The organism is Bradyrhizobium sp. Unk1, assembly GCF_059512345.1.
Genome location: NZ_JCAMOP010000050.1, coordinates 1 through 26,493, shown reverse-complemented (window position 1 = coordinate 26,493; position 26,493 = coordinate 1). Strand labels below are relative to the sequence as shown.

General features: G+C 63.9%; 22 protein-coding genes and 2 pseudogenes. 16 read left to right on the top strand and 8 right to left on the bottom strand.

The genetic code is table 11. The features are described 5' to 3' along the window. Positions 1-25: 25 nt before the first annotated feature. Complete coding sequence (locus tag AC5ZFO_RS40255) at positions 26-1,549, bottom strand: bifunctional aminoglycoside phosphotransferase/ATP-binding protein (protein WP_496123605.1); 1,524 nt, start codon at positions 1,547-1,549, stop codon at positions 26-28. Between the two features lie 183 nt (positions 1,550-1,732). On the opposite strand from AC5ZFO_RS40255, the gene AC5ZFO_RS40250 reads away from it, so the two are divergent. Together AC5ZFO_RS40250 and AC5ZFO_RS40245 are read left to right on the top strand one after the other, a co-directional pair. Then, entirely contained in the window at positions 1,733-2,572 is an 840-nt protein-coding gene (locus AC5ZFO_RS40250; protein ID WP_496123604.1) for a universal stress protein, read from the top strand. Positions 2,573-2,640: 68 nt separating this feature from the next. Then, entirely contained in the window at positions 2,641-5,334 is a 2,694-nt protein-coding gene (locus AC5ZFO_RS40245; protein ID WP_496123603.1) for a bifunctional acetate--CoA ligase family protein/GNAT family N-acetyltransferase, read from the top strand. A 9-nt stretch (positions 5,335-5,343) separates the two neighbouring features. Here the strand turns inward: AC5ZFO_RS40245 and AC5ZFO_RS40240 are convergent. Next, a pseudogene (locus AC5ZFO_RS40240) lies at positions 5,344-5,472 on the bottom strand (phage holin family protein); the annotation flags it as partial. Between the two features lie 142 nt (positions 5,473-5,614). Between AC5ZFO_RS40240 and AC5ZFO_RS40235 the strand changes: the two are divergent. The 6 genes from AC5ZFO_RS40235 to AC5ZFO_RS40210 all read left to right on the top strand — a co-directional run bounded on the left by AC5ZFO_RS40235 (position 5,615) and on the right by AC5ZFO_RS40210 (position 10,706). Further along, positions 5,615-6,751 carry an ABC transporter permease gene (locus AC5ZFO_RS40235; protein WP_496123602.1) on the top strand — a complete coding sequence of 379 codons (1,137 nt, stop codon included), beginning with the start codon at positions 5,615-5,617 and terminating at the stop codon, positions 6,749-6,751. A 2-nt stretch (positions 6,752-6,753) separates the two neighbouring features. Further along, on the top strand, positions 6,754-7,521 hold the full coding sequence (locus tag AC5ZFO_RS40230) for an ABC transporter ATP-binding protein (RefSeq protein ID WP_496123601.1): 768 nt from the start codon (positions 6,754-6,756) through the stop codon (positions 7,519-7,521). 3 nt (positions 7,522-7,524) lie between these two features. Beyond that, positions 7,525-8,628 carry an ABC-type transport auxiliary lipoprotein family protein gene (locus AC5ZFO_RS40225; protein ID WP_496123600.1) on the top strand — a complete coding sequence of 368 codons (1,104 nt, stop codon included), beginning with the start codon at positions 7,525-7,527 and terminating at the stop codon, positions 8,626-8,628. A 143-nt stretch (positions 8,629-8,771) separates the two neighbouring features. Then, positions 8,772-9,485: a helix-turn-helix domain-containing protein gene (locus AC5ZFO_RS40220; RefSeq protein WP_496123599.1), complete on the top strand. Its 714-nt coding sequence runs from the start codon at positions 8,772-8,774 to the stop codon at positions 9,483-9,485. A gap of 84 nt (positions 9,486-9,569) precedes the next feature. After that, positions 9,570-9,695 (top strand): hypothetical protein, encoded by a 126-nt coding sequence (locus AC5ZFO_RS40215; protein ID WP_282524616.1) that lies wholly within the window; start codon positions 9,570-9,572, stop codon positions 9,693-9,695. Between the two features lie 282 nt (positions 9,696-9,977). Then, complete coding sequence (locus tag AC5ZFO_RS40210; protein ID WP_445216688.1) at positions 9,978-10,706, top strand: Crp/Fnr family transcriptional regulator; 729 nt, start codon at positions 9,978-9,980, stop codon at positions 10,704-10,706. 4 nt (positions 10,707-10,710) lie between these two features. Here AC5ZFO_RS40210 and AC5ZFO_RS40205 read toward each other — a convergent pair whose 3' ends face one another. Next, entirely contained in the window at positions 10,711-11,493 is a 783-nt protein-coding gene (locus tag AC5ZFO_RS40205) for a cyclase family protein (RefSeq protein WP_071917324.1), read from the bottom strand. Between the two features lie 428 nt (positions 11,494-11,921). On the opposite strand from AC5ZFO_RS40205, the gene AC5ZFO_RS40200 reads away from it, so the two are divergent. From AC5ZFO_RS40200 to AC5ZFO_RS40180, 5 genes are all read left to right on the top strand, one after another. After that, positions 11,922-12,080 carry a hypothetical protein gene (locus tag AC5ZFO_RS40200; protein WP_496123598.1) on the top strand — a complete coding sequence of 53 codons (159 nt, stop codon included), beginning with the start codon at positions 11,922-11,924 and terminating at the stop codon, positions 12,078-12,080. 21 nt (positions 12,081-12,101) lie between these two features. Further along, a complete protein-coding gene (locus AC5ZFO_RS40195; protein WP_282524620.1) occupies positions 12,102-13,073 on the top strand; it encodes a TRAP transporter substrate-binding protein in 972 nt (323 codons plus the stop codon). A 76-nt stretch (positions 13,074-13,149) separates the two neighbouring features. After that, complete coding sequence (locus AC5ZFO_RS40190) at positions 13,150-13,698, top strand: TRAP transporter small permease (protein ID WP_496123597.1); 549 nt, start codon at positions 13,150-13,152, stop codon at positions 13,696-13,698. After that, on the top strand, positions 13,689-14,981 hold the full coding sequence (locus AC5ZFO_RS40185) for a TRAP transporter large permease (RefSeq protein WP_496123596.1): 1,293 nt from the start codon (positions 13,689-13,691) through the stop codon (positions 14,979-14,981). Before AC5ZFO_RS40190 ends, AC5ZFO_RS40185 begins: the two co-directional genes overlap by 10 nt. 22 nt (positions 14,982-15,003) lie before the next feature. Continuing rightward, positions 15,004-15,810, top strand: coding sequence for an SDR family NAD(P)-dependent oxidoreductase (locus AC5ZFO_RS40180; protein ID WP_496123595.1), 807 nt, complete (start codon positions 15,004-15,006; stop codon positions 15,808-15,810). Between the two features lie 15 nt (positions 15,811-15,825). On the opposite strand, the gene AC5ZFO_RS40175 is transcribed toward AC5ZFO_RS40180, so the two are convergent. The 4 genes from AC5ZFO_RS40175 to AC5ZFO_RS40160 are packed head-to-tail and all read right to left on the bottom strand — an operon-like array spanning position 15,826 to position 20,110. After that, positions 15,826-16,524: a molybdate ABC transporter substrate-binding protein gene (locus tag AC5ZFO_RS40175; RefSeq protein WP_496123594.1), complete on the bottom strand. Its 699-nt coding sequence runs from the start codon at positions 16,522-16,524 to the stop codon at positions 15,826-15,828. Continuing rightward, on the bottom strand, positions 16,521-18,653 hold the full coding sequence (locus AC5ZFO_RS40170; protein ID WP_496123593.1) for a xanthine dehydrogenase family protein molybdopterin-binding subunit: 2,133 nt from the start codon (positions 18,651-18,653) through the stop codon (positions 16,521-16,523). Before AC5ZFO_RS40170 ends, AC5ZFO_RS40175 begins: the two co-directional genes overlap by 4 nt. Next, positions 18,650-19,120 carry a (2Fe-2S)-binding protein gene (locus AC5ZFO_RS40165; RefSeq protein WP_496123592.1) on the bottom strand — a complete coding sequence of 157 codons (471 nt, stop codon included), beginning with the start codon at positions 19,118-19,120 and terminating at the stop codon, positions 18,650-18,652. The genes AC5ZFO_RS40170 and AC5ZFO_RS40165 overlap by 4 nt, the downstream gene beginning before the upstream one ends. Before the next feature lie 15 nt (positions 19,121-19,135). Continuing rightward, complete coding sequence (locus AC5ZFO_RS40160) at positions 19,136-20,110, bottom strand: tripartite tricarboxylate transporter substrate binding protein (RefSeq protein ID WP_496123591.1); 975 nt, start codon at positions 20,108-20,110, stop codon at positions 19,136-19,138. A gap of 233 nt (positions 20,111-20,343) precedes the next feature. Here AC5ZFO_RS40160 and AC5ZFO_RS40155 point away from each other — a divergent pair, with 233 nt between their 5' ends. Together AC5ZFO_RS40155 and AC5ZFO_RS40150 are read left to right on the top strand one after the other, a co-directional pair. After that, a complete protein-coding gene (locus AC5ZFO_RS40155) occupies positions 20,344-22,434 on the top strand; it encodes a molybdopterin oxidoreductase family protein (RefSeq protein WP_496123590.1) in 2,091 nt (696 codons plus the stop codon). 133 nt (positions 22,435-22,567) lie between these two features. Continuing rightward, positions 22,568-23,350 carry an enoyl-CoA hydratase/isomerase family protein gene (locus AC5ZFO_RS40150; protein ID WP_496123589.1) on the top strand — a complete coding sequence of 261 codons (783 nt, stop codon included), beginning with the start codon at positions 22,568-22,570 and terminating at the stop codon, positions 23,348-23,350. Positions 23,351-23,399: 49 nt separating this feature from the next. Here the strand turns inward: AC5ZFO_RS40150 and AC5ZFO_RS40145 are convergent, their stop codons facing one another. Further along, a complete protein-coding gene (locus AC5ZFO_RS40145) occupies positions 23,400-24,623 on the bottom strand; it encodes a site-specific integrase (RefSeq protein ID WP_496123588.1) in 1,224 nt (407 codons plus the stop codon). Between the two features lie 1,175 nt (positions 24,624-25,798). Between AC5ZFO_RS40145 and AC5ZFO_RS40140 the strand changes: the two are divergent. Continuing rightward, positions 25,799-26,221, top strand: a pseudogene (locus AC5ZFO_RS40140) (transposase); the annotation flags it as partial. Between the last annotated feature and the right edge of the window lie 272 nt (positions 26,222-26,493).

Here is a 26,493-nt window from a genome sequence, read left to right as displayed (position 1 = left end):
CCTAGCCCGCGCCAATCAGATTGCCTTATTTGCCCTCAGCGATTACGTCCCGGCAGTTCTGGAGCGTCTGCGCTTGTGTCCCGGATGCATCGATGGTCGCCCAACCGACATGGCCGATATTATAGTGCTCTTGCTGCGCGGCAACCTCTTGCGTGGCGTCGGACGCGTCGCCCCGGCGGCTACCGATTCGCGCCTGGCGGGTGGCGAGGTCGGAGACGAGGAATAGTCCATTGAGCGGTACGCCGCACTCGCGTGCCAGGGCGGCCACCTCGTCTCGCTCGGACTCGCGCGCAAAGACGGCGTCGACGATCGCCGAATGGCCTTGCGCCAGAACCTGCCGGGCGCGCTGCATCAGCACCTCGTAGACGCGCGCCGTCACGTCAGGCCGGTACGTGGACGGCGGTAGCCGTTCGGTGTGTCCCACCTGAAACAGCTGCTTGCGAATGACGTCGCTGCGCAGCACGACGGCGCCGGGCTGTGGCGTCACGGTGGGCGCCAGCGTGCGGGCGAGCACGGATTTGCCGGTGCCTGACAGTCCGCCAACCGCGATCAGGCGAGGGGCGGGTTGATGAATCAAAGCCTGGGCGAGCTCGAAATAGCGGCGCGCCTCGTCGAGAGTGCCGGGGCCGTTGGCATCAGGCCGCCTCAGCCGCGCCAGCGCCACCTGCGCACGGATCGCCGCGCGAATGGACATGAACAGTGGCAGCGCAGCCAGGGCGTCCAGCGTTTCGTCGGGCGCCGTCATCAGATACTGGTTCAGGACGGCATTGGCCGTGGCCGGCTGGTCATGGCGCAGCAGGTCCATCAGCGCGAACGCAAGATCGTAGAGCACGTCCACAGTCGCCATCTGCGTGTCGAATTCGAGCGCGTCGAACAGGACAGGCCGCCGATCGATCAGCACGATATTGGCAAGATGCAAGTCGCCGTGACAGCGGCGCACGAAGCCGTGGCGCGCGCGTTCTTCCAGTGTAGCGCGGACGCGCAGAAATGCCTGATGTGAGGCTTTGTCGAGCTGATCAACCTCTGTTGCCTCGAAATGGTCACCGCTGAGCAGCCCGGTGCTGTTGCCATCGATCAGCGCAGGAATGGAGGCAATCCATGCGGTGCCGTCCGCGACGGGCGCTCTCGCATGCAACGCCGTGATCGCATCCGCGATGGCCGGGGCAAGCTCTGCATCCAGCGGGCCGGCTTTTGCCACATGGTCCAGCGTCCGGTTTTCGTCGAAGCGGGACATGTCGACTGCATACTCGACCGGCCGGCCGCGACCGTCGATCTTGATCGATCCATCCGGCTCCTCCGTGATCGCCACGACGCGGTGATAGATTTGCGGCGCGAGCGGTCGGTTGATCCTGATCTCCTCTTCGCAGGCCGCCTCGCGCTTTTCGAGCGTCGAATAGTCGAGAAATGGAAACTTGACTGCTCGCTTGATCTTCAGCGCGCGTGTCCCGTCCAGAAGCACCGAGGCTGCGTGCGTGTCGATCCGCTTCACGCCAGGACGCGCGCTCAGCGCTTGGAAGACCCGTTCCTGAGTTGCAAAATCGTCCGTCATCTCTGCGAGCAAATCCAGATGCACCGGCGGTGAGGCCGCAGGCTAACTCCTAGAGGTGGATCGAAGCCAGTCCTTGACATCGGTCAAAGCCTGTCGTCGGTTGGCTGCGCGGTGTTCCCGCCTTGAGGAGGATCAAGCTTCCCGGCGAAAGGTGGCTTATCCTAACCGGTAAGGAGAATCCCGATGCCCATCAAGGATGTCTTTCTGCCCCTTGTCGGTCAACCGCGCGGGCCGGCCCTCGCTGCGATCGCGACATGCGTGGCTGTCGCCGCAGACCTCGGCGCCAGGATCACCGCGCTCGCGCTCGAGGAAGATGTTTTCGTGCGGCCGAAGGTCTTCATCCCTGGCGATTTGGATCCCCCGGAGGCGAGCGGTTCGCGTGAGCTAAGCGACGTGCAGCAACTCCTCAACGCCTTCACCAATGCAGCCTCCCGCGCCAACATTCGTGCCCAAAGCCGATCGGGTAAGGTGCCGGCGGACCAGATGGCGTCGATCCTGGCCGAGCATGCGCGCTTCAGCGATCTGACGTTGGTCCCCGTGAGGCCGCATGACAGTCAAACGGAACGCATCATCGAAACGCTCCTGTTCGAATCCGGCCGGCCGCTACTGCTCTGCCCGGAACAGCATGTGGACGAGCTGCGACCGGAGTTCGAGAACGTCATGATCGCCTGGGATCACTCCGCCCGTGCCGCGCGGGCCGTCGGCGACGCGCTGCCCATTCTTCAGGCTGCGGCATCCGTCCGGGTGGTCACGGTGGCGGACGACAAGACCGATGCGATCGTGCAATCCGGAACCGCGCTCGTCGACCATCTGAGGGAACACGGGGTCTACGCCTCGTTCGAAACGACGAAGGGCGGCGGCAGCTCGATCGGCAAGGTGCTCGGAAGCTGGGCGAATTCCCATGCCATGGACGCGATCGTGATGGGGGCCTACCATCATTCACGCCTGAACGAGATCGTCTGGGGTGGTGTGACAAAGACTGTCATTGGCCAGCCGCCGTGCTGGGTTATGATCTCGCACTAGGCGCATCGCCAGTTTATCGGCCGATCGTCAACCATCGGAACCGCCACCGACCGGGCGCATTTGCTTCCATGTCAACCTGTCGCTTGAAGAATCTGCTGTCGCCGCGTTCGGTTGCGCTCGTCGGCGCGAGCGCCCGCCCGGTCTCGGTCGGACGCGCCGTTCTCGAGAACATTCACAAAGCCGAGTTCAAGGGTCGGTTCGGCCTCGTCAATCCGCGCCATGCCGAGATCGGCGGCATCGCTGCGGTGGGCAGTCTGGACAGGCTGGACTTCGTGCCCGAGCTCGTGGTCATCACCGCGCCGGCGCGAGAGGTTCCCGGCATCATTGACCAGGCCGGACGTCGCGGCTCGGCCGGCGCGCTGATCGTCTCGGCGGGCCTCGGTCACGGACCGGGATCCCTGCACGAGGCCGCGATCGCTGCGGCACGCAAATACGGCATGCGGCTGATTGGGCCGAACTGCCTCGGCATCATGATGCCCGGCGTCAGCCTCAATGCCAGCTTTGCCGCGCATATGCCGGGGGCGGGCAACCTCGCGCTGATCTCGCAATCCGGCGCGATCGCAGCCGGAATGGTGGATTGGGCTGCGCAGCGCGGCGTCGGGTTCTCCGGCATTGTCACGATCGGCGATCAGATCGACGTCGATATTGCCGACCTGCTCGACCATTTCGCGATGGATCCCAAGACCCGCGCGATCCTGCTTTACATCGAAGCCATCAAGGACGCGCGCAAGTTCATGTCGGCGGCACGGGCCGCGGCGCGCGTGAAGCCGGTCGTCGTGGTGAAGTCCGGCCGTATGACGCAGGGTGCCAAAGCGGCGGCAACCCATACGGGCGCGCTCGCCGGCGCCGACGCCGTCTATGATGCCGCGTTCCGCCGTGCGGGCGTCCTGCGGGTCTCCGATCTGCGCGAGCTGTTCGATTGCGCCGAGACGCTCGGTCGCGTCGAACCGCCGGCGGGAAAGCGTCTCGCCATCCTCACCAATGGCGGCGGCATCGGTGTCCTGGCCGTGGATCGGTTGGTGGAGCTTGGCGGAATCCCGGCGTCCATCTCGGCTGAGACGCGCAGGAGCCTCGATGCAGTGCTGCCGCCGACCTGGTCCGGTGCAAATCCCGTCGACATCGTCGGTGATGCCGATGCATCGCGCTACGCGGCGGCGCTGGAGGTGCTGCTCGCAGACCCTGATAATGATGCGGTCCTCGTCCTCAACGTGCAGACCGCGATCGCCCCGGCGGCCGACATCGCCGCGACCGTGACCGAGCTCGTCGGCAAATATCGCGAGCAGCAGCGCCGATGGGCGAAGCCCGTGCTGGCGGCTTGGGTCGGAGCCGATCCGAACATCATTCAGGCGCTCTCCGGCGCGGGCATTCCGAATTATCCGACCGAAGATGATGCGGTGCGCGGCTTCATGCATCTCGTGAGGCATCGCGAGGTCGTAGAGGAGCTGAGCCAGGTTCCTCCCGCGATGCCCGACACGTTCGTGCCTGACGCCCGGGCCGCCAGGCAGATCGTCGCCGCTGCGATCGCAGACGGCCGCAAATGGCTCGATCCCGTCGAGATCAAGCACCTGCTCGGGGCCTATGACGTCGCGATGGTACCGACCCGTGCTGCGACCGATGTCGAGCAGGCCGTCGCCTACGCCAGCGAGATGTTCGCGCAGGGCGCCACAGTTGTGCTGAAGATCATGTCGCGCGACATCGTCCACAAGTCGGACGTCGGCGGCGTCGTCCTCAATCTGACGACGCCGGAGGCCGTGCGCGCGGCTGCCACCGACATTCTCGCGCGGGCGAGGAGGCTCCGTCCCGAAGCCCGCATCGAGGGCGTCATCGTGCAGGCGATGGTCGTCAAGGCGAAGGCGCGCGAGCTGATCCTGGGTCTTGCCGACGATCCCACCTTTGGCACCGTCGTCGTCTTCGGCCGGGGCGGGACGGCGGTCGAGATCATCAACGACAAGGCACTGGCGCTCCCGCCGCTCGATCTGCAACTCGCCCGCGACCTGATCGGCCGCACGCGCGTATCACGGCTGCTGAAGGCCTATCGCGACGTACCCGCGGTCGAGCAGGACGCCGTCGCGATGGTGTTGGTCAAGCTCGCCCAGATGGCCGCCGACATTCCCGAGATCCGTGAATTCGACATCAACCCGTTGCTTGCGGACGAGACCGGCGTGACCGCGGTCGACGCCCGCGTCGCGGTGGGGCCGCCGCAGCGTAAATTCGCCGGCTCCGGTCCGGCCAACTTCGCCGTCCGGGCCTATCCCTCGCAGTGGGAGCGGCGCCTGGCGCTCAAGGACGACTGGCGCATCTTCGTACGGCCCTTGCGTCCCGAGGACGAGCCGACCATCCACGAATTCCTGCGTCACGTCACGGCGCACGACCTCCGCCTGCGCTTCTTTGCGCCGATGAAGGAGTTCACGCACGAGTTCATCGCGCGCCTGACCCAGCTCGACTATGCGCGCGCAATGGCCTTCATCGCATTCGACGAAGCGACCGGCGAGATGGTCGGCGTGGTCCGGCTGCATTCGGACTCGGTCTATGAGAGCGGCGAATATGCGATCCTGCTGCGGTCCGACCTCAAGGGCAGGGGGCTCGGATGGGCGTTGATGCAGTTGATCATCGCCTATGCGAGGTCGGAGGGTCTGAAGACCATCTCGGGTGATGTTCTCAGGGAGAACACCACAATGCTTGAGATGTGCCGCCAGCTCGGCTTCGACGTGAAGCCGGATTCGACCGAGCCCGACCTCTGTGACGTCAGGCTCAAGCTCTGATCGTTCCGATCACGAGTGCGCTTCGCGCGATGTGGCGGGTTCCGTGGCCGTTTTCCGCAGACTCTTGACGATGATCGCGATCAGCGGCACCAGCACCGGCACAATCGTGCTGAGCGGATGATGGACCGCGCCTGACACCTAGCCCGGCGGCGCGGCCGCGCTTGATTTGCGTCAAGGGACGGCGCGCGATCCTGGTCTTGAGACAGGTCAACCCGGCCGCCATACGCAGGCCTAAAAATGCCGGCTGAATGGGGACCGATTGTCCCGATGAGGTGGAAGCGTGAACTCCGAACCGCTGTTGCTGGCAACGCCCTCCGGCGATGTGCTGAAATTGCGCCCGGAAGGGCCGTGGACGGCAGCCAACGTGTCGGTGCTCGAAACGCTGTCCCGATCGGTCGGAGCGGATGTCGATCGATCCAGTGCCGTGACGCTGGACATGTCCGGCGTCAGTGCGCTCGACACGCTCGGCGCCTGGGTGTTGGAGAAGCTGTCGCGACGGGCCGCATCATCCGGCAGATCGGCCGAATTCGTCGGCGTTGCCGATCATTTCAGCGGCCTGATGGATGAGGTGCGTCAGGTCAACCGCCACCCCCCGGCGGTTGCGGCCGCGCCAAACCCGATTCTGCTCAGGCTCGGCGATCTCGGCAAATCTACGGTTGGCGCGCGCGAAGACGTCACGATCTTTCTTCAAATGCTGGGTGCATTGTTCATCGCCGTGATCGGCGTGCTGCGCCGGCCACGCTCGCTGCGGCTGACGTCGCTTGTCTATCAGCTCTACCGGATCGGCTGGCAGGCCATTCCGATTGTCGTTCTCATTACCTTCCTGATCGGTGCCATCATCGCCCAGCAGGGGTTCTTTCATTTCCGCAGGTTCGGTGCGGAGTCCTACACTGTCGACATGGTCGGCATCCTGGTGCTGCGCGAGCTGGGTGTGCTGATCGTCGCCATCATGGTCGCCGGCCGGTCGGGGAGCGCGTACACGGCCGAGCTCGGCTCGATGAAGATGCGCGAGGAGATCGATGCGCTCTCGACCATGGGCCTCGATCCCGTCCATGTCCTGATACTGCCGCGAGTAGCAGCCCTCGTCATCGCGCTGCCGATCCTCGCGTTCATTGGGGCGGTTGCGGCGCTCTATGGTGGAGGGCTGGTCGCGCAGTTCTACGGCGGCATGGCGCCGGCGATCTACATCGCGCGGCTGCATGAGGCCATCTCCGTCACCCATTTCGAGGTCGGCATCCTGAAGGCGCCCTTCATGGCTCTGGTGATCGGGATCGTCGCCTGTAGCGAAGGATTGCGCGTGAAGGGCAGCGCGGAATCGCTCGGGCGGCAGACGACGACGTCAGTGGTGAAGTCGATCTTCCTGGTGATCGTGCTCGACGGCCTGTTCGCGATCTTCTTTGCTTCGATCGGAATGTGACGATGGACGAATCGCAAGAGGTATCCGCGATCCGCGTTCGCGACCTCGTGGTCGGCTTCGGCCGCCAGACCGTGCTCGACCATCTGTCGCTCGATGTCCGTCGGGGCGAGATCCTCGGGCTGGTGGGCGCGTCCGGCGGCGGCAAGTCGGTGTTGATGCGCACCATCATCGGCCTCATCCCGCGCCAGGGCGGGAGCATCGAGGTCATGGGACAGCCGATCGGTGGCCGCACCGAAGGCGCGGCCACGACGTGGGGCATTTTGTTCCAGCAAGGCGCGCTGTTCTCCTCGCTGACGGTTCGTCAAAACGTGCAGTTTCCGCTCCGCGAAAATCTCGTGCTGTCCCAGGAGCTGATGGACGAGATCGCGATCGCCAAGCTCGAGATGGTCGGGTTGCGGGCGCAGGACGCCGACAAATATCCGTCGGAGCTCTCGGGCGGCATGACCAAACGCGTGGCGCTGGCCCGCGCACTCGCGCTCGATCCGCCGATCCTGTTCCTGGACGAGCCGACCTCCGGCCTCGATCCGATCGCCGCCGGCGATTTTGACGCGCTGATCCGGACCCTGCAGAAGACCCTCGGGCTCACCGTATTCATGGTCACCCATGACCTCGCGAGCCTCACCACGGTCTGCGACCGCGTCGCCGCGCTCGCCGACGGAAAGATCGTGGCGATCGGCCCGATGCGCGAATTGCTACAATCCGAGGATCCCTGGGTGCGCGCCTATTTCCACGGCAAGCGCTCGCAGATGCTGCAACACCAGATGAGATGAGACATGGAAACCCGCGCTCCCTATGTGCTGATCGGCAGCTTCGTGCTGGCCGCTATCCTCGCGGTGTTCGGCTTCGTCTATTGGCTGAACAACACGGGCGGCATCGGGCCGCGCGCGAACTATCATGTGCAATTCCAGGGTCCGGTGCCGGGTCTGCTGGTTGGTGCCGGCGTGCTGTTCAACGGCATCCGCGTCGGCGAGGTGACGCAGATCGACCTCGCGCCGGATAATCCGCGCTTCGTCAATGCGACGATCTCGGTTGCCTCGACGACACCCGTGCGTACCGACACCAAGGTCGGGCTCGATTTTCAGGGGCTGACCGGTGTGCCGGTGGTGACGCTGGAGGGCGGCATGATCGTTGCCAAGGCCGGCGAGCGCGTGACCCTGATCGCCGAGGCCGGTGCAGGCCAGAGCATGACGCAGGCTGCGCGCGATGCGCTGCGACGGGTCGACACCGTGCTGGAGGACAATTCCGGTCCGCTGAAGGACACCATCGCGAACCTCAAGACGTTCTCCGACGGCCTCGCGCGCAACACCGGAAAAATCGACGGTATTCTGGCGGGCCTCGAAAAGATGACCGGCGGCGGGACGCCGGCTCAGAAGATCACCTACGACCTGCGCACGCCGCAGAATCTTGGGCCGGCCGGCAAGACGCTTTCGGCGTCCCTGGCGCTTCCCGAGCCGACCGCGGTCGCGATGCTTCAGACCCAGCGGATGCTGTTTGCACCCAGCGGGGACAATCCGGGTTTTGCGGAATTCCTCTGGGCCGATAGCATTCCAAAACTGGTGCAGGCGCGGCTGATCGACAGCTTTGAGAATTACGACATCGCTCACGCGCCGTTGCGCACGACAGATCTCGGCCAGGCGGACTACCAGCTCCTGGTCGACATCAGGCGCTTCCGGATCGCCACGGAAGGCGAGGCTCGGGTCGAGATCGGACTATCGGCACGCATCGTCGACAAGAACGGCAAAGTGGTCGCGTCGCGCCTCGTCGAGACCAGCGAGAAGCTTGACAAGGTCGAGCCGGCCGCAGCGGTCGCAGCGTTCGACACAGCGTTCGCCCGCATTGCAAAGGAGCTGATCGGCTGGACAGTTCAGGCGGTCTAGCGCCGTTTGCGCTCTGCAACGGGGCAAAACGGCCATGCCCTCCAAAATTGATCTAGGTCAATCGGCTTTGGCGCAGTGCAGTAAAATGCAGCCCGTGCGGTGGGCTCGGCCTGATGCGGGGCAGCCGGTGCGTGGAGCGGTGGATGAAGCCTTCCGTGGTGACGACCGAGCCGAACGGGCATTTCTGTCGCGATTGTGCGGTCCGCGACTTCTCGGTGTGCTCGTCGCTGGACCCGGCCGAGCTCAAGGAATTCGAGCATCTGGGGCGTCGCGTCCTCTTTGACGGGGGCGAGACCGTCTTCTCCGAGGAGGACACCACGACCTCGTTCTACAATCTCCTCGACGGCGTCATGCGGCTCTACAAGCTGTTGCCCGACGGTCGGCGGCAGATCGTGGGATTTGCGTTACCAGGCGATTTCCTGGGGATGAATATTTCCGGCCGTCACAATTTTTCGGCCGATGCGATCGGTGGCGTCACCGTGTGCCAGTTCGCGAAGGCGCCCTTCGGCCGCTTCGTCGAGAGCCGGCCGCATCTCCTCAGGCGGATCAACGAGCTGGCGATTCGCGAGTTGAGCCAGGCGCGCGACCATATGGTCCTGCTCGGCCGCCGATCGGCGGATGAGAAGGTCGCGACGTTTCTGCTCGCCTGGCGCGAACGGCTGGTCTCCCTGAAGGGTGCCTCGGACACGGTTCCGCTGCCGATGAGCCGTCAGGACATCGCCGATTATCTCGGCCTGACCATCGAGACCGTCAGCCGCACCTTCACCAAGCTGGAGCGGCACGGGGTGATCGAGATCATTCACGGCGGCGTCAGTCTGCTCGATCCGGCGAAGGTCGAGGCCTTGGCTGCGGCCTGATTCGGCGCTCGACAATTTTTGATCCCGATCAATGACGGCGGCTGCGGGCCGCCGATAATGCCCCAAACAACGGGGGAGGGCATCATGCCGACTGACGCGCTGTTGATGACGATCGCTGTCGTGGCCGTATTTGTCACATTCGCCGGGGCTCTGGCCTGGGCAGACCGGCAAACCAGTACAGGCCGGCTCGATTCGGACGCCAAGCACTGACGCTCCTGAGATCACATTTGCGTTTTGCCGCGCTTACCGCGGAGCCTCCCACGGTCAGCTCGTGGCCCTTCGGCAGCGCCTCAACGCAATGCAGAGCGCGAGAGCTGCAACTTTGCATCGACCGGGACGCGTTGGCTCATCCTTCGGATGCGACCTTTGTGCCCGACCGCGGCATTTTCGCCGTATTTGCCTCTAACCGTGCACATGCTTTCCGGTTGAAAAGCCGGGCAACACTGACTACGCAGGAACTCCAGTGCCTCGCAGTCTTAGGAGCCCAGCGGCGTGCCTCAGGACAAGACCGGCGACCCCCGACAAGCTGCGGGCAACAAATTATCGGTCCTGCGCAAGCACCCGATCTTCGCGGATCTGGAGCCGGACGCGCTCGATCAGCTCTGCCGCTACGCCAAGCACACCACGGTGAAGCGCGGCGCGACGATCGCCGCCAAGGGCGATCCCGGCAACAACCTGTTCGCGGTGATCACGGGGACAGTGAAGATTTCCTCTTCATCACCGGATGGAAGGAACGCTATTCTCAATCTGATCGGTCCTGGAGAAATCTTTGGCGAGATCGCGGTTCTCGATGGCGCGCCACGCTCGGCCGACGCGACCGCCAACACCAATTGCGAGCTCTACATCATCGACCGCCGCGACTTCCTGCCATTCGTGAAGAGCCAGCCGGCGCTGGCGATGAAGTTCATCGAGCTGCTTTGCGCGCGCCTGCGCTGGACCAGCCAGCAGGTCGAGCAGGTGATCCTGCAAAATCTGCCGGGCCGGCTTGCGAGCGCGCTGCTCGGTCTCACCGAAGAGCGCAAGTTCGACTCCGGCAGCGGCACGCTCGCCATCACGCAGCAGGAGATCAGCGAGATGGTGGGGATGACGCGCGAGAGCATCAACAAGCAATTGCGCGCCTGGGCCGGCCGCAACTGGGTTCGTCTCGAGCACGGCGCCATCGTCGTGCTGGATACCGATGCGCTGCGCGACCTCGCCGAGAGCGGCCTCGACGGCGAGTGAGGCCTCAGACCTGATTGTCGACGATGGCGACCGCTCGAGTCCAGCCCGCGGACGCTCGCTCGATCTTCACCGGGAAGCATGAGACCGTGAACCCGGTCGACGGCAGCTTGTCGAGATTGTGCAGCTTCTCGAGATGGCAATAGCCGATGTGTCGCCCCGCCTTGTGACCTTCCCAGATCAGGCCGGCATCTTTTGTTTCTGCATATTTCTTCGCGGTGTAGACGAACGGCGCGTCCCAGCTCCAGCCGTCGGTGCCGGTCAGCCGCACGCCGCGTTCGAGCAGGTACATGGTGGCCTCATAGCCCATGCCGCAGCCGGAGTTGACGTAATCGGCCTGGCCGAATTTGGCGCCGGCGCTGGTGTTGACGACCACGATCTCCAGCGGCGACAGCGTGTGCCCGATCCGTTTCAGCTCCTTCTCAACATCGTCGGCAGTCACCACGTACCCATCGGCCAGGTGGCGGAAGTCGAGCTTCACGCCGGGCTGCAGGCACCATTCGAGCGGCACCTCGTCGATCGTCCATGACCGCTCGCCGCGGTTCATGGTCGGGTGGAAGTGCCAGGGCGCGTCGAGATGCGTGCCGTTGTGGGTGGACAGCGAGACCTGCTCGACCGCCCAGCCCTGGCCATCCGGCAAATCCTCCGCCTTGAGGCCGTCGAAGAACTGCAGCATGCGGGGCAGGCCCTGCTGGTGATCAATATACTGGATCGTCGGGTGATTGCCCGGCGGATCGGCCGTCACGTCGTTTCTGAGCGGCACGGAAATATCGATCAGCTTCCGCGGCATGGGCATTTCCTCGCGATGTTCCGTTTCGGCGCATCTTGGGCGGGCTCTACCTGTGGCGTCAAGTGACGCCCCGGTGCAGGCGATTTCGGAAAAACGGGGCCATTCGCCGATCGCGCCCTCGAAGTGATGCATGATCGATCGATGCAACTCCAGCATTGATCGATGCCGGATTTGGCTTGGACTCAGAATGCCGCCCGCCTTAGGGACGACGTTGGCGACATCGCGCTGATCAGCGCGCATCGCACAAGGATGGGCGACGGTCACGTCTGCACCTCCAAGCCGCAACCAATAGCGGTCGATTCTAAAACCAGAGGAACGTCCATGGATATGACGAGCATCGTCACCTCGCGTCCGGTATTGGCCGACGGCGAGGCGGGATTGAAGGGAAGCCGGCACCTGCCGCGCAAGTCCCTGCCGGAGAGGGCGCGATGAAGCTCGCACCTTTCCTCGCCATGATCATCCACCAGTCAAATCCGCTCGACTCCGCCGCGCAATCCTACCAAGGTGGTGCGTTTGCAACGCTTGACTTTACACCTGAAGTGGAGCGACCCAAGGCGGCCTGCAGCATCGGCCCAACGACAACATAATCAACTCAGGAGGAAGCCCAGATGAAGACACTCACCGGTATCATCGCAGCCGCCGTACTGGCGGTCTCAGCGCCGCTGGCGACCGCACGCGATTTCCGTTCGGCCGACATCCACCCCGCCGATTATCCGACCGTCGAGGCCGTCAAGTTCATGGGCAAGCAGCTCGCGACGGCGAGCGGCGGCAAGCTCGGCGTGAAGGTGTTTCCCAATGGAGCCCTGGGCTCCGAGAAGGACACCATCGAGCAGCTGAAGATCGGCGCCCTCGACATGATGCGGATCAACGCATCGCCGTTGAACAACTTCGTGCCTGAGACCATCGCGTTGTGCCTGCCCTTCGTCTTCCGCGACACGCAGCACATGCGCACCGTCCTCGACGGACCGATCGGCGACGAGATCCTCGCAGCCATGGAGCCCGCCGGCCTGGTCGGGCTTGCCTATTACGACAGCGGCGCCCGCTCCATCTACACCGTCAAGGCGCCGGTCAAGTCGCTCGCCGACCTCAAGGGCCTGAAGATCCGCGTCCAGCAGTCCGACCTCTGGGTCGGCATGATCCAGAGCCTTGGCGCCAATCCGACGCCGATGCCGTATGGCGAAGTCTACACAGCCCTCAAGACGGGCCTCGTGGACGCTGCCGAGAACAACTGGCCTTCCTACGAGTCCTCGCGCCACTTCGAGGCCGCCAAGTTCTACAACGTCACCGAGCACTCGCTCGCGCCCGAAGTTCTCGTGATGTCCAAGAAGGTCTGGGACACGCTGAGCAAGGAGGATCAGGCGATGATCCGCAAGGCGGCCAAGGAATCGGTGCCCGTCATGCGCAAGCTCTGGGACGAGCGTGAGCAGGCCTCGCGCAAGACCGTCGAGGCCGCCGGCGTTCAGGTTGTCACGATCGCCAACAAGGCGGAATTCGTCGACGCGATGAAGCCGGTGTACGACAAGTTCGCCGGTGACGAAAAGCTGAAGGGCCTCGTCAAGCGGATCCAGGACACAAAGTAAGACCACAGCGTCGGGTCCGGCGTCGCCGCGAGGCGGGCGCCGGACCCTCGCGAAGGGGACGCGCAGGGAGACGCCGATGACAGACCCACATGTCGCAAGCCACGAGCAGGAGGTAACCGGCCGACCGTCGACCGGCCTGCTGTCGCGGATCAATGCCGTCGTTGCTCGCCTCGGCATGTATCTGTCCGTGACCGGCCTGCTCGTCATCGTCACCATCGTGTTCTACCAGGTGTTCGGACGTTACGTGCTCAATTCGAGCCCGACCTGGACGGAGAACCTTGCGCTGGTCCTGATCCTGTATGTCACGCTGATCGGCGCCGCCGTCGGTGTGCGCGATGCCGGACACATCGGCATGGACAGTCTGCTGGTGATGCTGCCGGATCATCTGCGCGAGAAGATCGAGCTCGTGATCCACGTTCTCGTCGCCCTGTTCGGCGTTGCGATGGCCTACAACGGCTGGATCCTCGGGGCATCGGTCGGAACCGTGAAGATCCCCAATCTCGGACTCCCCGAGGTCATCCGCTACGTCCCGCTGATCGCCTCCGGCGTCCTGATCATCTCCTTTTCAATCGAGCACATCATTGCGCTCCTGCGCGGCGAAGAGGTCGTCCCCTCATGGAACTGATCATTCTCGGCGCGACCTTCTTCGGCTTCCTGATCCTCGGCGTACCCGTCGCCTTCGCGATCGGCCTCTCGGCGATTTGCACCATCCTCTACGAAGGCCTGCCGGTTGCCGTCATCTTTCAGCAGATGATGTCGGGGATGAACATCTTCTCCTTCCTCGCCATCCCGTTCTTCGTCTTCAGCGGTGAGCTGATGCTGCATGGCGGGGTCGCCGACAAGATCGTGCAGCTCGCCAAGAATCTCGTCGGACACATCCGCGGTGGGCTCGGCATGTCGAACGTGGTCGCCTGCACGCTGTTCGGCGGCGTCTCCGGCTCGCCCGTGGCCGACGTGTCGGCGATGGGCGCGGTGATGATCCCGATGATGAAGAAAGAAGGGTTCGACACCGACTACGCCGTCAACGTCACCACGCACGCCTCGCTGGTCGGTGCGCTGATGCCGACCAGCCACAACATGATCATCTATGCGCTCGCCGCAGGCGGCAAGGTCTCGATCGGCGCGCTGATCGCCGCTGGCCTCCTGCCGGCGCTGGTGCTGATGGTGTGCATGCTGGTCGCCGCTTATGCGGTGGCGGTGAAGCGCGGCTATCCGGCCGGCAAGTTCCCGGGCTGGCCCGCGGTGTTCCGCTCGTTCGCAGCCGCACTGCCCGGCCTTCTGATCGTCGGCATCATCCTGGCGGGCATCCTGTCCGGCGTCTTCACCGCAACTGAATCCGCGGCCGTCGCGGTCACCTACACGATCCTGCTGACGTTCTTCATCTACCGCACCATGACCCTGCCGAACTTCCTGCGGGCTGCTGCGAAAGCTGTGAAGACGACGGGCGTGGTGCTGCTGCTGATCGGCGTCTCCACCATGTTCCAGTATCTGATGGGGCTCTACGAAGTCGCCGACTTCGCCGGCGATTTGATGAGCAAGGTCTCCCAGCAACCCTGGGTCATCTTCCTGCTGATCAATATCATCCTGTTCGTGCTCGGCACGTTCATGGATATGGCCGCGACCATCCTGATCTGCACCCCGATCTTCCTGCCGATCGCAATGAAGGCGGGCATGGATCCGGTGCAGTTCGGCATGCTGATGCTGATCAACTGCGCGCTGGGGCTGAACACCCCGCCGGTCGGAACGACGCAATTCGTGGGCTGCGCCATCGGCGGCATCTCGGTGGGTGCGGTGATGCGCACCATCCTGCCGTTCTATGCCGCCCTGATCGCAGCTCTGATGTTCGTGACCTACGTCCCCGCATTCTCGCTGTGGCTGCCCCGCCTGCTGATGGGCTACAAGGGATAGCAGCAACAGGGAGAATCCGTTCGTGACTGACTATCGCAAGCTCTTCGATCTCACCGGCAAGACCGCCGTGGTGCTCGGCGCCGCATCGGGCATCGGTAAATCGTCGGCGGAGGCGCTGGCCGGGCTCGGCGCCCGCGTCGTTTGCGCAGATCGTGCGCTTGACGCCGCCGAGGCGACGGCAGCCGGAATTCGCGACAAGGGCGGCTGGGCGGAAGCAGCTAGCTGCGACGCCGCGAGCGCTGCGGACGTCAATGCGCTGGCTAAAATCGTGATGCAGAAATTTGCGCGGCTCGACATCGCCGTGACGACGCCCGGGCTCAACATCCGCAAGACCATCCTCGACTACACCGAGGAGGATCTCGACCGCGTCCTCAACCTCAACGTCAAGGGCACCGTCTGGTTCTTCCAGGCCTTCGGCCGCATCATGGTCGAGCAGAGGGGCGGCAGCATCATCGCCTGCTCCTCGGTGCGTGCGGTGACCATCGAGCCGGGCCTTGGCGTCTACGGCTCGACCAAGGCGGCGATCGGCCTCCTGGTGAAGGGTTTTGCTTCAGAGGTCGGCCACGCTGGTGTCCGCGTCAACGCGATCGCGCCGAGCATTGCGGAGACCGCGCTGACCGGCCCGTTCAAGCAGCGGCCCGATATCTACAATCTCTACGCCGGCCATACCGTGTTCAACCGCTGGAGCAGTGCCGACGAGGTCGCGACGGCGGTCGCCTATCTTGCTTCGGATGCCGCGAGCTATGTCAGCGGCAGCACGCTGTTCGTCGACGGCGGCTGGACCGCGGTCGATGGGCCGCCGACCGGTCTCACCCAGTTGCACAAGTAGGGCGGCCGTCGGCACCTAGCCGGTAAAGCCCATGCTCCGGCGCAGCTCCTTCCGGTCTGCGCCGGTCAGCAGAGCGATCAGCGCGGCCCCTTCTGTCGGATGTGCGGCCCGCACGGTTACGCCGGCCGTGTACATCGTCACCAGTTCGCAGCCCGGCGGCAGCGATCCTGACAGCGCGATGCCGTCGGTCGCGATGATCTCGGTCGCCTGGGTGCATCCGATCGGCTGAGTTGCGGTGGAATCAGCAAGCTCCCGCATCGCGGTCGCGCCGTTCGGAAAGATCTTGAGACGCGATGCGACCTCATAGGCGATGCCAAGCTGATCCAGCACTTTTGCGACATGCTGTCCCGCGGTCGAGGCTTTGGTGTCCGGAACGTAGATGGCATCCGCGGATCGCAGCACCTCACGGAGATCGGCCTCAGTCTTCACCGTGACTTTCGGATCGCGGTTACGGACCGCCAGCGCGGTCTCGACCCGGCCGATATCTGCGATCGAGGAGGGGATGATGAGCTTCTCCGCGGCGAGCTTCGCAAGGAGCGCCTGCGTCAGGATCACGAGATCCGCCGGCGTGCTGGCGCGCAGCTTGTCGGCCATGAGACCGACCGCACCGAACTCGCCGTCGATGCTGAATCCGGTCTGCGTCTTGAAGGGCTCGCTGAGGCCGCGCACCAGGCCTTGCCCTGCGCCGCCGCTCAAAATGTTCACTGTCGTCACGATGCAAGCTCCATGGCTGCCATGATCTTGTCGCGCGTGATCGGCAGGTCGCGCACGCGCACCCCGAGGCAGTCGAAGACCGCATTGGCGATCGCCGCCGTCACGGGACCGTGCGCGGCCTCGCCGGCGCCGACCGGCTCGATCTCCGGCCGCTGGATGATCTCGACATCCACCGCCGGCACCTCGCTGAAGGTCAGGATCGGATAGTCGGTCCAGGACGTTGATGTAATGTGCGTCCGGTCGAAGCGGACGCGTTCCTTCAGCACCCAGCTCGTGGCCTGGATCGCACCGCCCTCGATCTGGTTGATGACGCCGTCCGGATTGATGGCCTCGCCGACGTCGACCGCAAGCGTCAACCGCCTGACGCGGATGTCGTCTGTGCTTTCGATTTCAGCGATCGCGGCGCAATAAGCGCCCGTGTTCTTGTAGCGGGCGAAGCCGACGCCATGGCCGATGCCGGACTGTTTTTGCGGTTTCCACTGCGCGCGGCGTGCCGCGGCGCGAATGACGTCGCTGGCGCGTTCGTCGCGGAGATGACGCAGGCGGAACGCGATCGGGTCCTCGCCGCGCAGGACCGCGATCTCGTCGAGTATGGATTCAATCGCGAACACATTGCCTTGCCCGCCCAGGGTCCGCAGTGCCGACGTGCGCACCGGCATCGTCAGCAGCCGGTGGCTCGTGATGGTCCAGGCCGGAAGGTCGTAGAGCGGAAGGGAGTTGCGGTCGCCGCCCCCGCCATTGGCGGCCGGTGGATTCGTCGAGATCATGCGCGGGTAGGGGTTCGCGATCTCGGTCGCCGCAAGCAGCGCCGGCTGCGCCGCGCGTCCCGGCCGGGCGGCGTGACCGTTGCTCCAGATCGCATGGCGCCAGCCGACGATCTCGCTGCCCGCATCGAGGTCGGCCTCGATCTCGATGGCCATCGCTGCGCCAAACGGCGCATGAGACATCTCGTCATGGCGCGACCACTGCACCCGCACCGGGCGGCCGCCGGCGGCTTTCGCCAGCAACACGGCATCGAGCGCGACGTCGTCGGCCGCATTGTGTCCGTAGCAGCCGGCCCCCTCCATATGCTCGACGACGATGTTCTCGGCCGGCAGCTCGAGCACGATCGCAAGATCGGCGCGCAGCAGATAGACGCCCTGGCTGTGGGTCCAAACATGGATACGATCGCCGTCCAATCGCGCCATGGCGCAAGATGGCGCGATCGAGGCATGTGCGATGTAGGGACGGGTGTATTGCCGGCGAAGGGTGCGCGCAGCTCTCTTCGTCGTTGCCGCTGCTCTGGTGTCGATGACGGTGGTTTCGACCGGCTGGCTCTTCAGAAAGCCCGCGAGATCGTCTTCGTCGGGCAACGGCTCGCCGGCCGACCAGGTTGCGCCCTTGCGCAAGGCTTTCAGTGCGGCTTCCGCCGCAGCCTCGCTATCGGCAAGCACGCCGGCAAAGCCGCCGTCGCGGACGATCGCGACGAGGCCGGGAACGGCGCGCGCCGCCGTCTCGTCGAGCGCGATCAGTCTGGCGCCCGAGATGTCAGGCCGCAGCACGCGGCCGTGTGCCAGGTCCGGCAATGCACAATCGTGAATGAAGCGCGGTCGCGCGAACACCTTGTCGGGAATGTCGACCCGCTGGACCGAATGTCCGGCGACACCGCGTGTGGCAGCGGGCTTCGCCACGGCACCCGCGGTGGCGTCGCGGTCGAGCGAGACGTCGCCAGCCAGCTCCCAATAGCTGATCCTGACATTGCCGGGACCCGAGATCGTGCCGTCATCGACATCGAGCAGCGCCGCATCGACGCCGAGACGCTCAGATGCTGCCGCGAGGAAGCGCTGGCGGACCTCGGCGCAGATGTGTCGCAGCGCGCGACCGGATTGCTGGACCGAGAGGCTACCCGAGGTGACACCCTCGTTCGGGCTGGCCGCCGTCGAGGCGCGGATCAGCTCGATCCTGCCGATATCGACGTCGAGCTCGTCCGCGGCGATCTGCGCCAGCGCCGTGATAATGCCCTGGCCGATCTCGACCTTGCCGGGCGAAATTGCGACACCGCCTTCGCCGCTGAACCGCACCCAGGACGACAGCTTTGGATTGGCCGCGAGGCTAACCGGCAGTTTCGGGGCAGGGGACGGCGCACTCATGACGTCGCCATCTCCGAGGCCGCGCGCAGCACGGCGCGGACCATGCGGTTGTGCGATCCGCAGCGGCACAGATTGCGATCGAGCGCGGCTCTCACCTCCGCCTCCGTTGGCGATGAATTGCGCTTCAGCAGCGCCGCCGCGCTGATCAGGATTCCCGATACGCAGTAACCGCATTGCATCGCCTGCTCGGAAATGAAGGCGCGTTGCAGCGGATGCGGCTGCTCGGCCGTGCCGAGGCCCTCCACCGTGACGACGCCCTTGTCCGCGACCGACCACATCGGCATGTCGCAGGAGGCCATCGCGCGGTCGCCGACCATGACGTAACAGGCCCCGCACTCACCGGCTCCGCAGCCGAAATGCGGACCGGTGACGCCGAGCCGGCCGCGCAGCACATCGAGCAACGTCTGGTCGGGATCGGCATCCACGGCCATCGCCGCGCCGTTGAGCTGAAATTGAATGGTCGGCATGATCGCTCCGCGACCTCAGGACTTGTCGAACTTCTTGACGACATCGGCCCATTTCGCGATGTCGCCACGCAGGAATTTCTCGAATTCCTCCGATGTCATCGACATGGGCACGGCACCCTGATCGGTCCAGAGCTTGACGATGTCGGGCCGCCTCACCATTGCGTTCACGGCGGCGTTGAGCTTGTCGATGACGGGCTTCGGCGTGCCGGTCGGGGCCATCAGGCCGAGCCAGATCGTCGCCTCATAGCCGGGCACACCGGCCTCGCCAGCCGTCGGCACGTTGGGCAGCACCGCCGAGCGCTGCTTGCCGGTGGTCGCGAGCGCACGGACCTGGTTCTCGCCGACGTTCGGCGCCATCGCCGGCACGGCGTCGATCATCATCTGCACCTGTCCGCCGATCACGCCGCTGCGGGCCTCACCGCTGTTGCGGTAGGGCACGTGGACGAGATCGATGCCAGCCATGGCTTTGAACAGCTCGCCCGCCATATGATAGGGCGTACCCTGGCCGGAGGAGGCGTAGTTCAGCTTACCCGGCTGGGATTTGGCGAGCGCGATGAACTCCGGCAGCGTCTTCGCCGGAACTTGCGGGTTCACCACGATGACGAGATCGGAATAGTTCACTGGTGCGATCGGTGCGAGGTCGCGCATCAGCTCGTATTTGCGTTGCGCCGGTGTCAGCAGCGATTCGTTCGCGGTCTGGGTATTGGACATCATGAGCAGCGTGTAGCCGTCGGCCGGCGACTTCGCCGCTTCGACCGTGCCGATGACGCCGCCCGCACCGGTACGGTTCTCGATCACGAAGGGCTGGCCAAGGCTCTCCTGGAGCACGTTGCCGATCAGCCGGGCCGCGACGTCGGCCGGCCCGCCCGCCCCGAAAGGCACCACGATCCGGACCGCGTGGGTGGGATAATCCTGTGCGGAAGCGGAGGCTGCGGCGCATGCACCGAGCAGGCCGGCGGCCAGCGCCAGCATCAATCGTCGGGCCGTCATGCCCACCTCCCTGACGTCGTTCTTGTTGGCCGGCACTCTAGCGGCAGGGCGCGCGGGCTGTCGACGCCTGACAGAGCCGATCGGGCGGGGAATATCGGGCGGTTTTCGGTGTGGCGGCGCCGCATTCGCGCTTGCGATAGGAACCGGCGGCGCGTGCGGTTTGAGCAAATCGCATGGGCACTGCTGGATAAACGCGCTCGGCTGGCCGGTCTTTTGGTGTTACCAAATTGGCCATGAACCAGCACGCCAAGATCGAAATCCGCCATTCGACCTGTCCGCATGATTGTCCTTCGGCCTGCGCCCTCGATATTGAGGTGGTCGAAGGCCGCAGCATTGGCCGCGTCCGCGGTTCGAAAAAGCAGACCTACACGGCCGGCGTCGTCTGCGCCAAGGTCGCCCGCTACGCCGAGCGCATCCATCACCCCGAGCGGCTGATGTATCCCTTGCGCCGCACCGGGCCGAAGGGCTCCGGACAGTTCGTGCGGATCACCTGGGACGAGGCGCTGGACGAGATCGGGCATCGCTTCAATCAAGCCGAGCGCGAATTCGGCGCGGAATCGATCTGGCCCTATTACTACGCCGGCACGATGGGGCTGGTGATGCGCGATGGTCTCAATCGCCTTGCGCATGTGAAGAAATATTCGCGCTTCTATCAGACCATCTGCGCCAATGTCGGGCGCATCGGGTTCGCGATCGGCACCGGCAAGATCGCCGGCGTCGACCCGCGCGAGATGGCGCTCTCCGATCTCGTCGTGATCTGGGGCACCAATCCCGTCAACACCCAAGTCAACGTGATGACGCACGCGGCGCGTGCGCGCAAGGAGCGCGGCGCCAAGATCGCGGCCATCGACGTCTATGACAACGAGACGATGAAGCAGGCCGACATCAAGATCATCCTGCGTCCCGGCACCGACGGCGCCTTCGCGTGCGGCGTGATGCACGTCCTGTTTCGCGACGGCTATGCCGACCGCGCCTATATGGACCAATACACCGACTGCCCTGCCGAGCTCGAGGCGCATCTGAAGACGCGCACGCCGGAATGGGCCTCCGCGATCTCAGGCGTGCCGGTGGCCGAGATCGAGGCCTTTGCCAAATTGGTCGGCGAGACCAAGCGGACCTTCTTCCGGCTCGGCTACGGCTTTACCCGATCGCGCAACGGCGCGGCGCAGATGCATGCCGCGAACTGCATTCCCGCAGTGAGCGGCGCCTGGCAATATGAAGGCGGCGGCGCCTTCTTCAACAATTACGCGCTGTGGCACTTCGACGAATCCATCATCGAAGGCCACGACGCCATCGACAAGTCGACGCGCGCACTCGACCAGTCGCAGATCGGGCGCATCCTCACCGGCGATGCCGAGGCCTTGCACGGCAAGGGCCCGGTCAAGGCCATGCTGATCCAGAACACCAATCCCATGACGGTGGCGCCGGAGCAGGCGCTGGTCCGCGAGGGCTTTGCGCGCGAGGATCTGTTCGTCGTGGCGCACGAGCAGTTCATGACCGAGACGGCCGAGATGGCCGACATCGTGTTGCCCGCGACCATGTTCATGGAGCACGACGATCTCTATTACGGCGGCGGCCACCAGCACATCTCGGTCGGTCCGAAGCTGATCGATCCGCCCGGCGAATGCCGCTCCAACCACGAGCTCTTGCAGGCGCTGGCGCCGCGGCTTGGCGCCGCACATCCCGGCTTCGAGATGACGCCACGCGAATTGATCGACGCGACGCTGAAGCTCAGCGACCACGGCGACATCGCCGGCCTCGAAGCCGACCTCTGGCGCGACCTGCAGCCGGACTTCCGCACCGCGCACTATCTCGACGGCTTTGCCCATGCCGACAAGAAATTCCACTTCAAGGCCGACTGGGCGCATCCGCCGTTCGGCCTGATGATGGGCGAGTTCGACAAGATGCCGTCGCTGCCGGACCATTGGGCGGTGATCGAGCACGCCGACCAGGCCCATCCGTTCCGGCTTGCGACCAGCCCGTCGCGCAGCTTCCTCAACACCACCTTCAACGAGACGCCGTCCTCGCAGGCGCGCGAGGGCAAGGCGAGCGTGATGATCCATCCGATGGATGCGGCCGCCCTCGACATCGCCGATGGCGATGCCGTGACGCTTGGCAACGCCCGCGGCGAGACCACGCTCGTTGCAAAATTGTTCGAGGGCGTGCGGCGCGGCGTCCTGATCGCGGAATCCGTTCACCCGAACAAGGGCCATATCGGCGGACGCGGCATCAACATGTTGACCGGCGCGGAGGCGGTGGCGCCGATCGGCGGGGCTGCATTCCACGACAATAAGGTCTGGATCAGGAAAGCAGCCGCGGTCTGATCCGCGCTCGCGTTTCAATCGCCTTGCAAATTGTGTCGAGGCGCTAAAGCCGCGCCTCGCCGCAGATTGCGCTTGCACCTTCCGCCCGAGCTGCCGCAAATGGCCGCAACGGGAGCAAGGAAGCGAGCGTGCCATGACCGACACTACAAGCGTCATCACCGAGAAGCGCGGGCAGGCGTTCTGGATCACCATCAACAGGCCCGAGAAGCGCAATGCGTTGAACGGTGAGGTGATCGCCGGCATCAGCAAAGGTTATCGCGATGCGCATGAGGACAAGGACGTCCGCGTTATCGTGCTGACCGGCGCGGGCGACAAGGCGTTCTGCGCCGGCGCGGATTTGCAGAACTCCGGCGCCGCTTTCGCGATGGATCATTCCAGGCCGAATGTCGACTATGCCGATCTGCTGCGCCTGTCGCAGAACGCGACCAAGCCGGCGATTGCGCGCGTCGGCGGCGTCTGCATGGCCGGCGGCATGGGGCTGTTGTGCATGACCGACATGGCGGTTGCCGCCGATCATGTCGTCTTCGGCCTGCCGGAAGTGAAGGTCGGCGTGTTTCCGATGCAGGTCCTGAGCCTGTTGCAGAGCATCGCGCCGCCGCGCCTCGTCAACGAATGGGCACTCACGGGCGAGCCGTTCGACGCGAGAGCGGCGCAAGGAGCGGGCCTGCTCAACTATGTCGTGCCCACCGCCGAGCTCGATACCAAGATCGACTGGCTGATCGGCCGCATCGTCGACAAATCCCCGACTGCGATCCGCCGCGGCAAATACGCCATGCGCGCCATCGCTTCGATGTCGTTCGACGAGAGCATCGCCTACACCGAAAGCCAGATCGCACTGCTCGCGATGACCGAGGATGCCAAGGAAGGCCTGAAAGCGTTCAGCGAGAAACGCAAGCCTTCGTGGACAGGAAAGTAGGCCCTCATTTGATGCATGTCGTTAGAGTCTGCGGTCGCCCGATGCCGTTTCATTCAGAGGGACGATTGGCGTTCAGTTGAACAAGAAGTGATCTTGTCCGCTCCTCGCGACGCTTCTTTGTGGCTCTGATCAATTGCTTACCGGTGCGCTTGGCGTAGGTTGGCAGTTGGCGGCTTGATCTATGACGGCCAGCGGCGCGCAATTCTGCATCCGTGAGGTCACTGTCGGCGCCTTCGGTGAATCCTCCGTGCCGGAAGGAAGTAAAGGAAAGTTCCTGACGTAGGCCAGCCTCTGCAATTATCGTTTTTACCACGCTGCGCAGATAGCGCAGGTCCTTGCGTGGGGTAATCCATGGAAGCGGGATGATCGACCGACGATGCGCATGGTCACGTCGGAATACCAGTCCCGAGAGCGAGGTCTTTTTAATCTCGTCGAGCTCGTCCATAAGTTCGGGAAAGAGAGGGGCCCCCGTTTCGTCCAACAGCGGCCACCAGGCTTCCTCTCCATTCTTTGGATGCACGATCCTGACGCTATTTGGCCGCTCGCTTGGGCGATAGTGCGAAATGTCGAAGGCGCCGAATACGTGCTGCTCGCGCTGTAACCACTCCCATGCCAACAAAGCAGCAGTTCCGATCGAGCGGTAGTCAAGTCTTGTCGCGGCGGCCCTGAAAGCGACGAGTTCATCCCAAGTTGCGGTCGGTGTGGGCCGTATTGGCCGTCCAGGTGCACTTGATTTTAGTCCCATCCGTGAAAATGGATTGCTCGCCGGTACCATCTTTTCTTGGGCGCGCTGGCCAACGAACCACGCGCGCCGGCAGGACGCCATGGCCACATTTGCATAACGACGACGCTCGCGGACGATCACATCTCCATTGCTGCTTACTTTTGTTACCATTAGCAGCTTCCCATAAACTGCGTCGACGAAGGCTTTCGTGAAAGCGGACAGTTGCTTCGACCCAGCGCGACTTCCATCTTTCAATTCGTGGTTGGCGAAAAGTGCGAGGCTTTTCCTGTACTGACGCTGAGTGTTGCTGTCGATTTCGTCCCACTTCTGGTGAGCTTGGAAGATGCCGACTAGCCAATCGAACGTGCCGGGTTCGGGAGAGGCGGGCATCAGGTCACTTAAACCTCTTGAGCGCCAGCTGTCGAACGCGGGCAAGAGGACCTTCTCAACACGCTCGACGGCGTTGGCGTAATGGCTTCCTAACGCTTCAGGGCCTAAATCGCAGCCCTGTCGACGAGCCCAGGTTGGCGGTTCAAAATAATAAGCCATCCGATTGTTCGCCAATAGTTTTCGTCGACAATATCGAGGAAGCGCTGGTGCCGTATCAAATGACATCATACGAGGCATAAGAGGTCCTCCGGTTCTCTAAGATCTCCTGTTACGATAGGCGTTGCGAACTGATCCATAGCCGCCTTCGACCAAACTGGCTGCCGTAGCCGTCCTGTTCCGCGACAGCTGACGGGTGGCGGTGCGTCTCCTCGACCGATTGCGCGCGCGAGTTCGCTTGTGTCCCCGAAGTCCAGGTAGGCGGCGGCCATGTCCGCTCTCATCATCGCGGGCCAGATTCCAGCGGGTGGGTAGCGGGCAGGTAGCGCGGGGCGCGGTGAAAATGGGCGGTCTGATCTCACTGTTGGGTGCCCGCTTGGTGCAAAAAGAGCTGAATTTGCAGAAGAACGACGTCCGATCCGGAAGATCTAGGTTGCTCGCCGCTTGTGGTCAGTGGAGCGGGAGTTGGGGTGGGTCCTAAAGGGACTTTTACGGTGAAAGAGTTTTCCTCTCTACTGCGCAGTGCGGCTTGACGGCGATAGGCCACAATAGCGTGCAAAAAGGAGGCCTTTGGCGTGCAGTTCTCGAGGAGAACCAATTTTGATCGGCGAAATCCCCAAAAGGCGGCAATAGTTATTGTTTCGGTTGCGGTCGTCGGGGGACCGCTAGCAGGCAGTCAACTGCTTTGGATGCATGATCAATGGCCTATCCGACAGATTCGATCGTGAACTTGCATTAAGGGTCTTGGACCGGATTCCAGTGTCGGAATTTGGATGTGCGCCCTGCACCAGGCCGGCCATTATCGACGCAGAGCCAATTCGAGCACGTGCTCAGCCGGCCTCATGCGACGGTGGGGCTCGGCCGTTAATCAGCAAATGCGGTGGTCATGGTTCATACAAACTCAAGAAAGAAAAACTCCGGTCGGTGGTGCGGACCTCGGCGAATGGCTTGTGCTTCACGGACTTGCGCTGGATTGGCCTCAAATGCTCGAAAGGCAGATATGGTGTGGACTTCAGCACAGTGCCGAGCGCGCCGGTCGAGGAAGCTGGAAGGGCAGCTTAGTCGAGCCGTGGCTTTACCGCGCCTCGTCCGCGCGAACGGCAAGCCAGCCGCCTGCTCGGATGATGCAGACTCCCGTCCGTAATCGGCTATCACCGCGCGTTGGATTTTGCAGGTGACGCTGGCCTGAGATGAGCCGACGGCTGGCGGCTATCCCGGGCGTTGGTCCCATCGGTGCTACGCTGCTATCAATCAAGGTCGTGGATGCACGCGGGTTCAAGTCGGCAAGAAACTTTGCCGCCTGGTTTGGCCTGACACCAAAGAACCATTCAACGGCGGGAAAGAACAGGCTCGGCGTGATTACACGCGCCGGCGACGCCATGTTGCGAACCGTTTTGGTGGCTGGCGCGACGGCGGTGATCGCAGATATGCGACGACGCGAAGGCGGCTCTTGGCCCTGGCTGAAAGACATGATCGCGCGCAAGCCGCCTAAGCTGGTGGCCATAGCGTTGGCAAACAAGCTGGCGCGGATCGCCTGGAAGCTGATGGTTAGCGGCGAGCAGTACCGACCTGCAAGCAGCGTCATGCCGATGGCGACATAGGCTTGAACGAAATGTAGAGCTTGGCGCCAGACCGGCAGGTTGGGGCGGAACTTGCAGGATAGGAAGAGGTGGTACGTTCGGCGCGAGCCGGTCATGTGAGATGCTCCGCTCGGTTTACCGGCAGAAAATGCCGCTCTCGTGTTTGGATCTCACTGTCCGCGAAGCCCATCTTGGCCGGTGGTCACAAGACCCGAAAACAGATCCCATGATTGAGGCGCAGAGGAGCTAAGCTGCGTCATCCTAAACCGGAGATCTGATCATGACTCATTCGA

Bases quoted from the DNA above. Each gene is read 5' to 3' on its own strand.
- AC5ZFO_RS40255 (WP_496123605.1), bottom strand. From the start codon at position 1,549: ATGACGGACGATTTTGCAACTCAGGAACGGGTCTTCCAAGCGCTGAGC.
- AC5ZFO_RS40250 (WP_496123604.1), top strand. From the start codon at position 1,733: ATGCCCATCAAGGATGTCTTTCTGCCCCTTGTCGGTCAACCGCGCGGG.
- AC5ZFO_RS40245 (WP_496123603.1), top strand. From the start codon at position 2,641: ATGTCAACCTGTCGCTTGAAGAATCTGCTGTCGCCGCGTTCGGTTGCG.
- AC5ZFO_RS40230 (WP_496123601.1), top strand. From the start codon at position 6,754: ATGGACGAATCGCAAGAGGTATCCGCGATCCGCGTTCGCGACCTCGTG.
- AC5ZFO_RS40225 (WP_496123600.1), top strand. From the start codon at position 7,525: ATGGAAACCCGCGCTCCCTATGTGCTGATCGGCAGCTTCGTGCTGGCC.
- AC5ZFO_RS40220 (WP_496123599.1), top strand. From the start codon at position 8,772: ATGAAGCCTTCCGTGGTGACGACCGAGCCGAACGGGCATTTCTGTCGC.
- AC5ZFO_RS40215 (WP_282524616.1), top strand. From the start codon at position 9,570: ATGCCGACTGACGCGCTGTTGATGACGATCGCTGTCGTGGCCGTATTT.
- AC5ZFO_RS40205 (WP_071917324.1), bottom strand. From the start codon at position 11,493: ATGCCGCGGAAGCTGATCGATATTTCCGTGCCGCTCAGAAACGACGTG.
- AC5ZFO_RS40200 (WP_496123598.1), top strand. From the start codon at position 11,922: ATGAAGCTCGCACCTTTCCTCGCCATGATCATCCACCAGTCAAATCCG.
- AC5ZFO_RS40195 (WP_282524620.1), top strand. From the start codon at position 12,102: ATGAAGACACTCACCGGTATCATCGCAGCCGCCGTACTGGCGGTCTCA.
- AC5ZFO_RS40190 (WP_496123597.1), top strand. From the start codon at position 13,150: ATGACAGACCCACATGTCGCAAGCCACGAGCAGGAGGTAACCGGCCGA.
- AC5ZFO_RS40185 (WP_496123596.1), top strand. From the start codon at position 13,689: ATGGAACTGATCATTCTCGGCGCGACCTTCTTCGGCTTCCTGATCCTC.
- AC5ZFO_RS40170 (WP_496123593.1), bottom strand. From the start codon at position 18,653: ATGAGTGCGCCGTCCCCTGCCCCGAAACTGCCGGTTAGCCTCGCGGCC.
- AC5ZFO_RS40165 (WP_496123592.1), bottom strand. From the start codon at position 19,120: ATGCCGACCATTCAATTTCAGCTCAACGGCGCGGCGATGGCCGTGGAT.
- AC5ZFO_RS40160 (WP_496123591.1), bottom strand. From the start codon at position 20,110: ATGACGGCCCGACGATTGATGCTGGCGCTGGCCGCCGGCCTGCTCGGT.
- AC5ZFO_RS40155 (WP_496123590.1), top strand. From the start codon at position 20,344: ATGAACCAGCACGCCAAGATCGAAATCCGCCATTCGACCTGTCCGCAT.
- AC5ZFO_RS40150 (WP_496123589.1), top strand. From the start codon at position 22,568: ATGACCGACACTACAAGCGTCATCACCGAGAAGCGCGGGCAGGCGTTC.
- AC5ZFO_RS40145 (WP_496123588.1), bottom strand. From the start codon at position 24,623: ATGGCTTATTATTTTGAACCGCCAACCTGGGCTCGTCGACAGGGCTGC.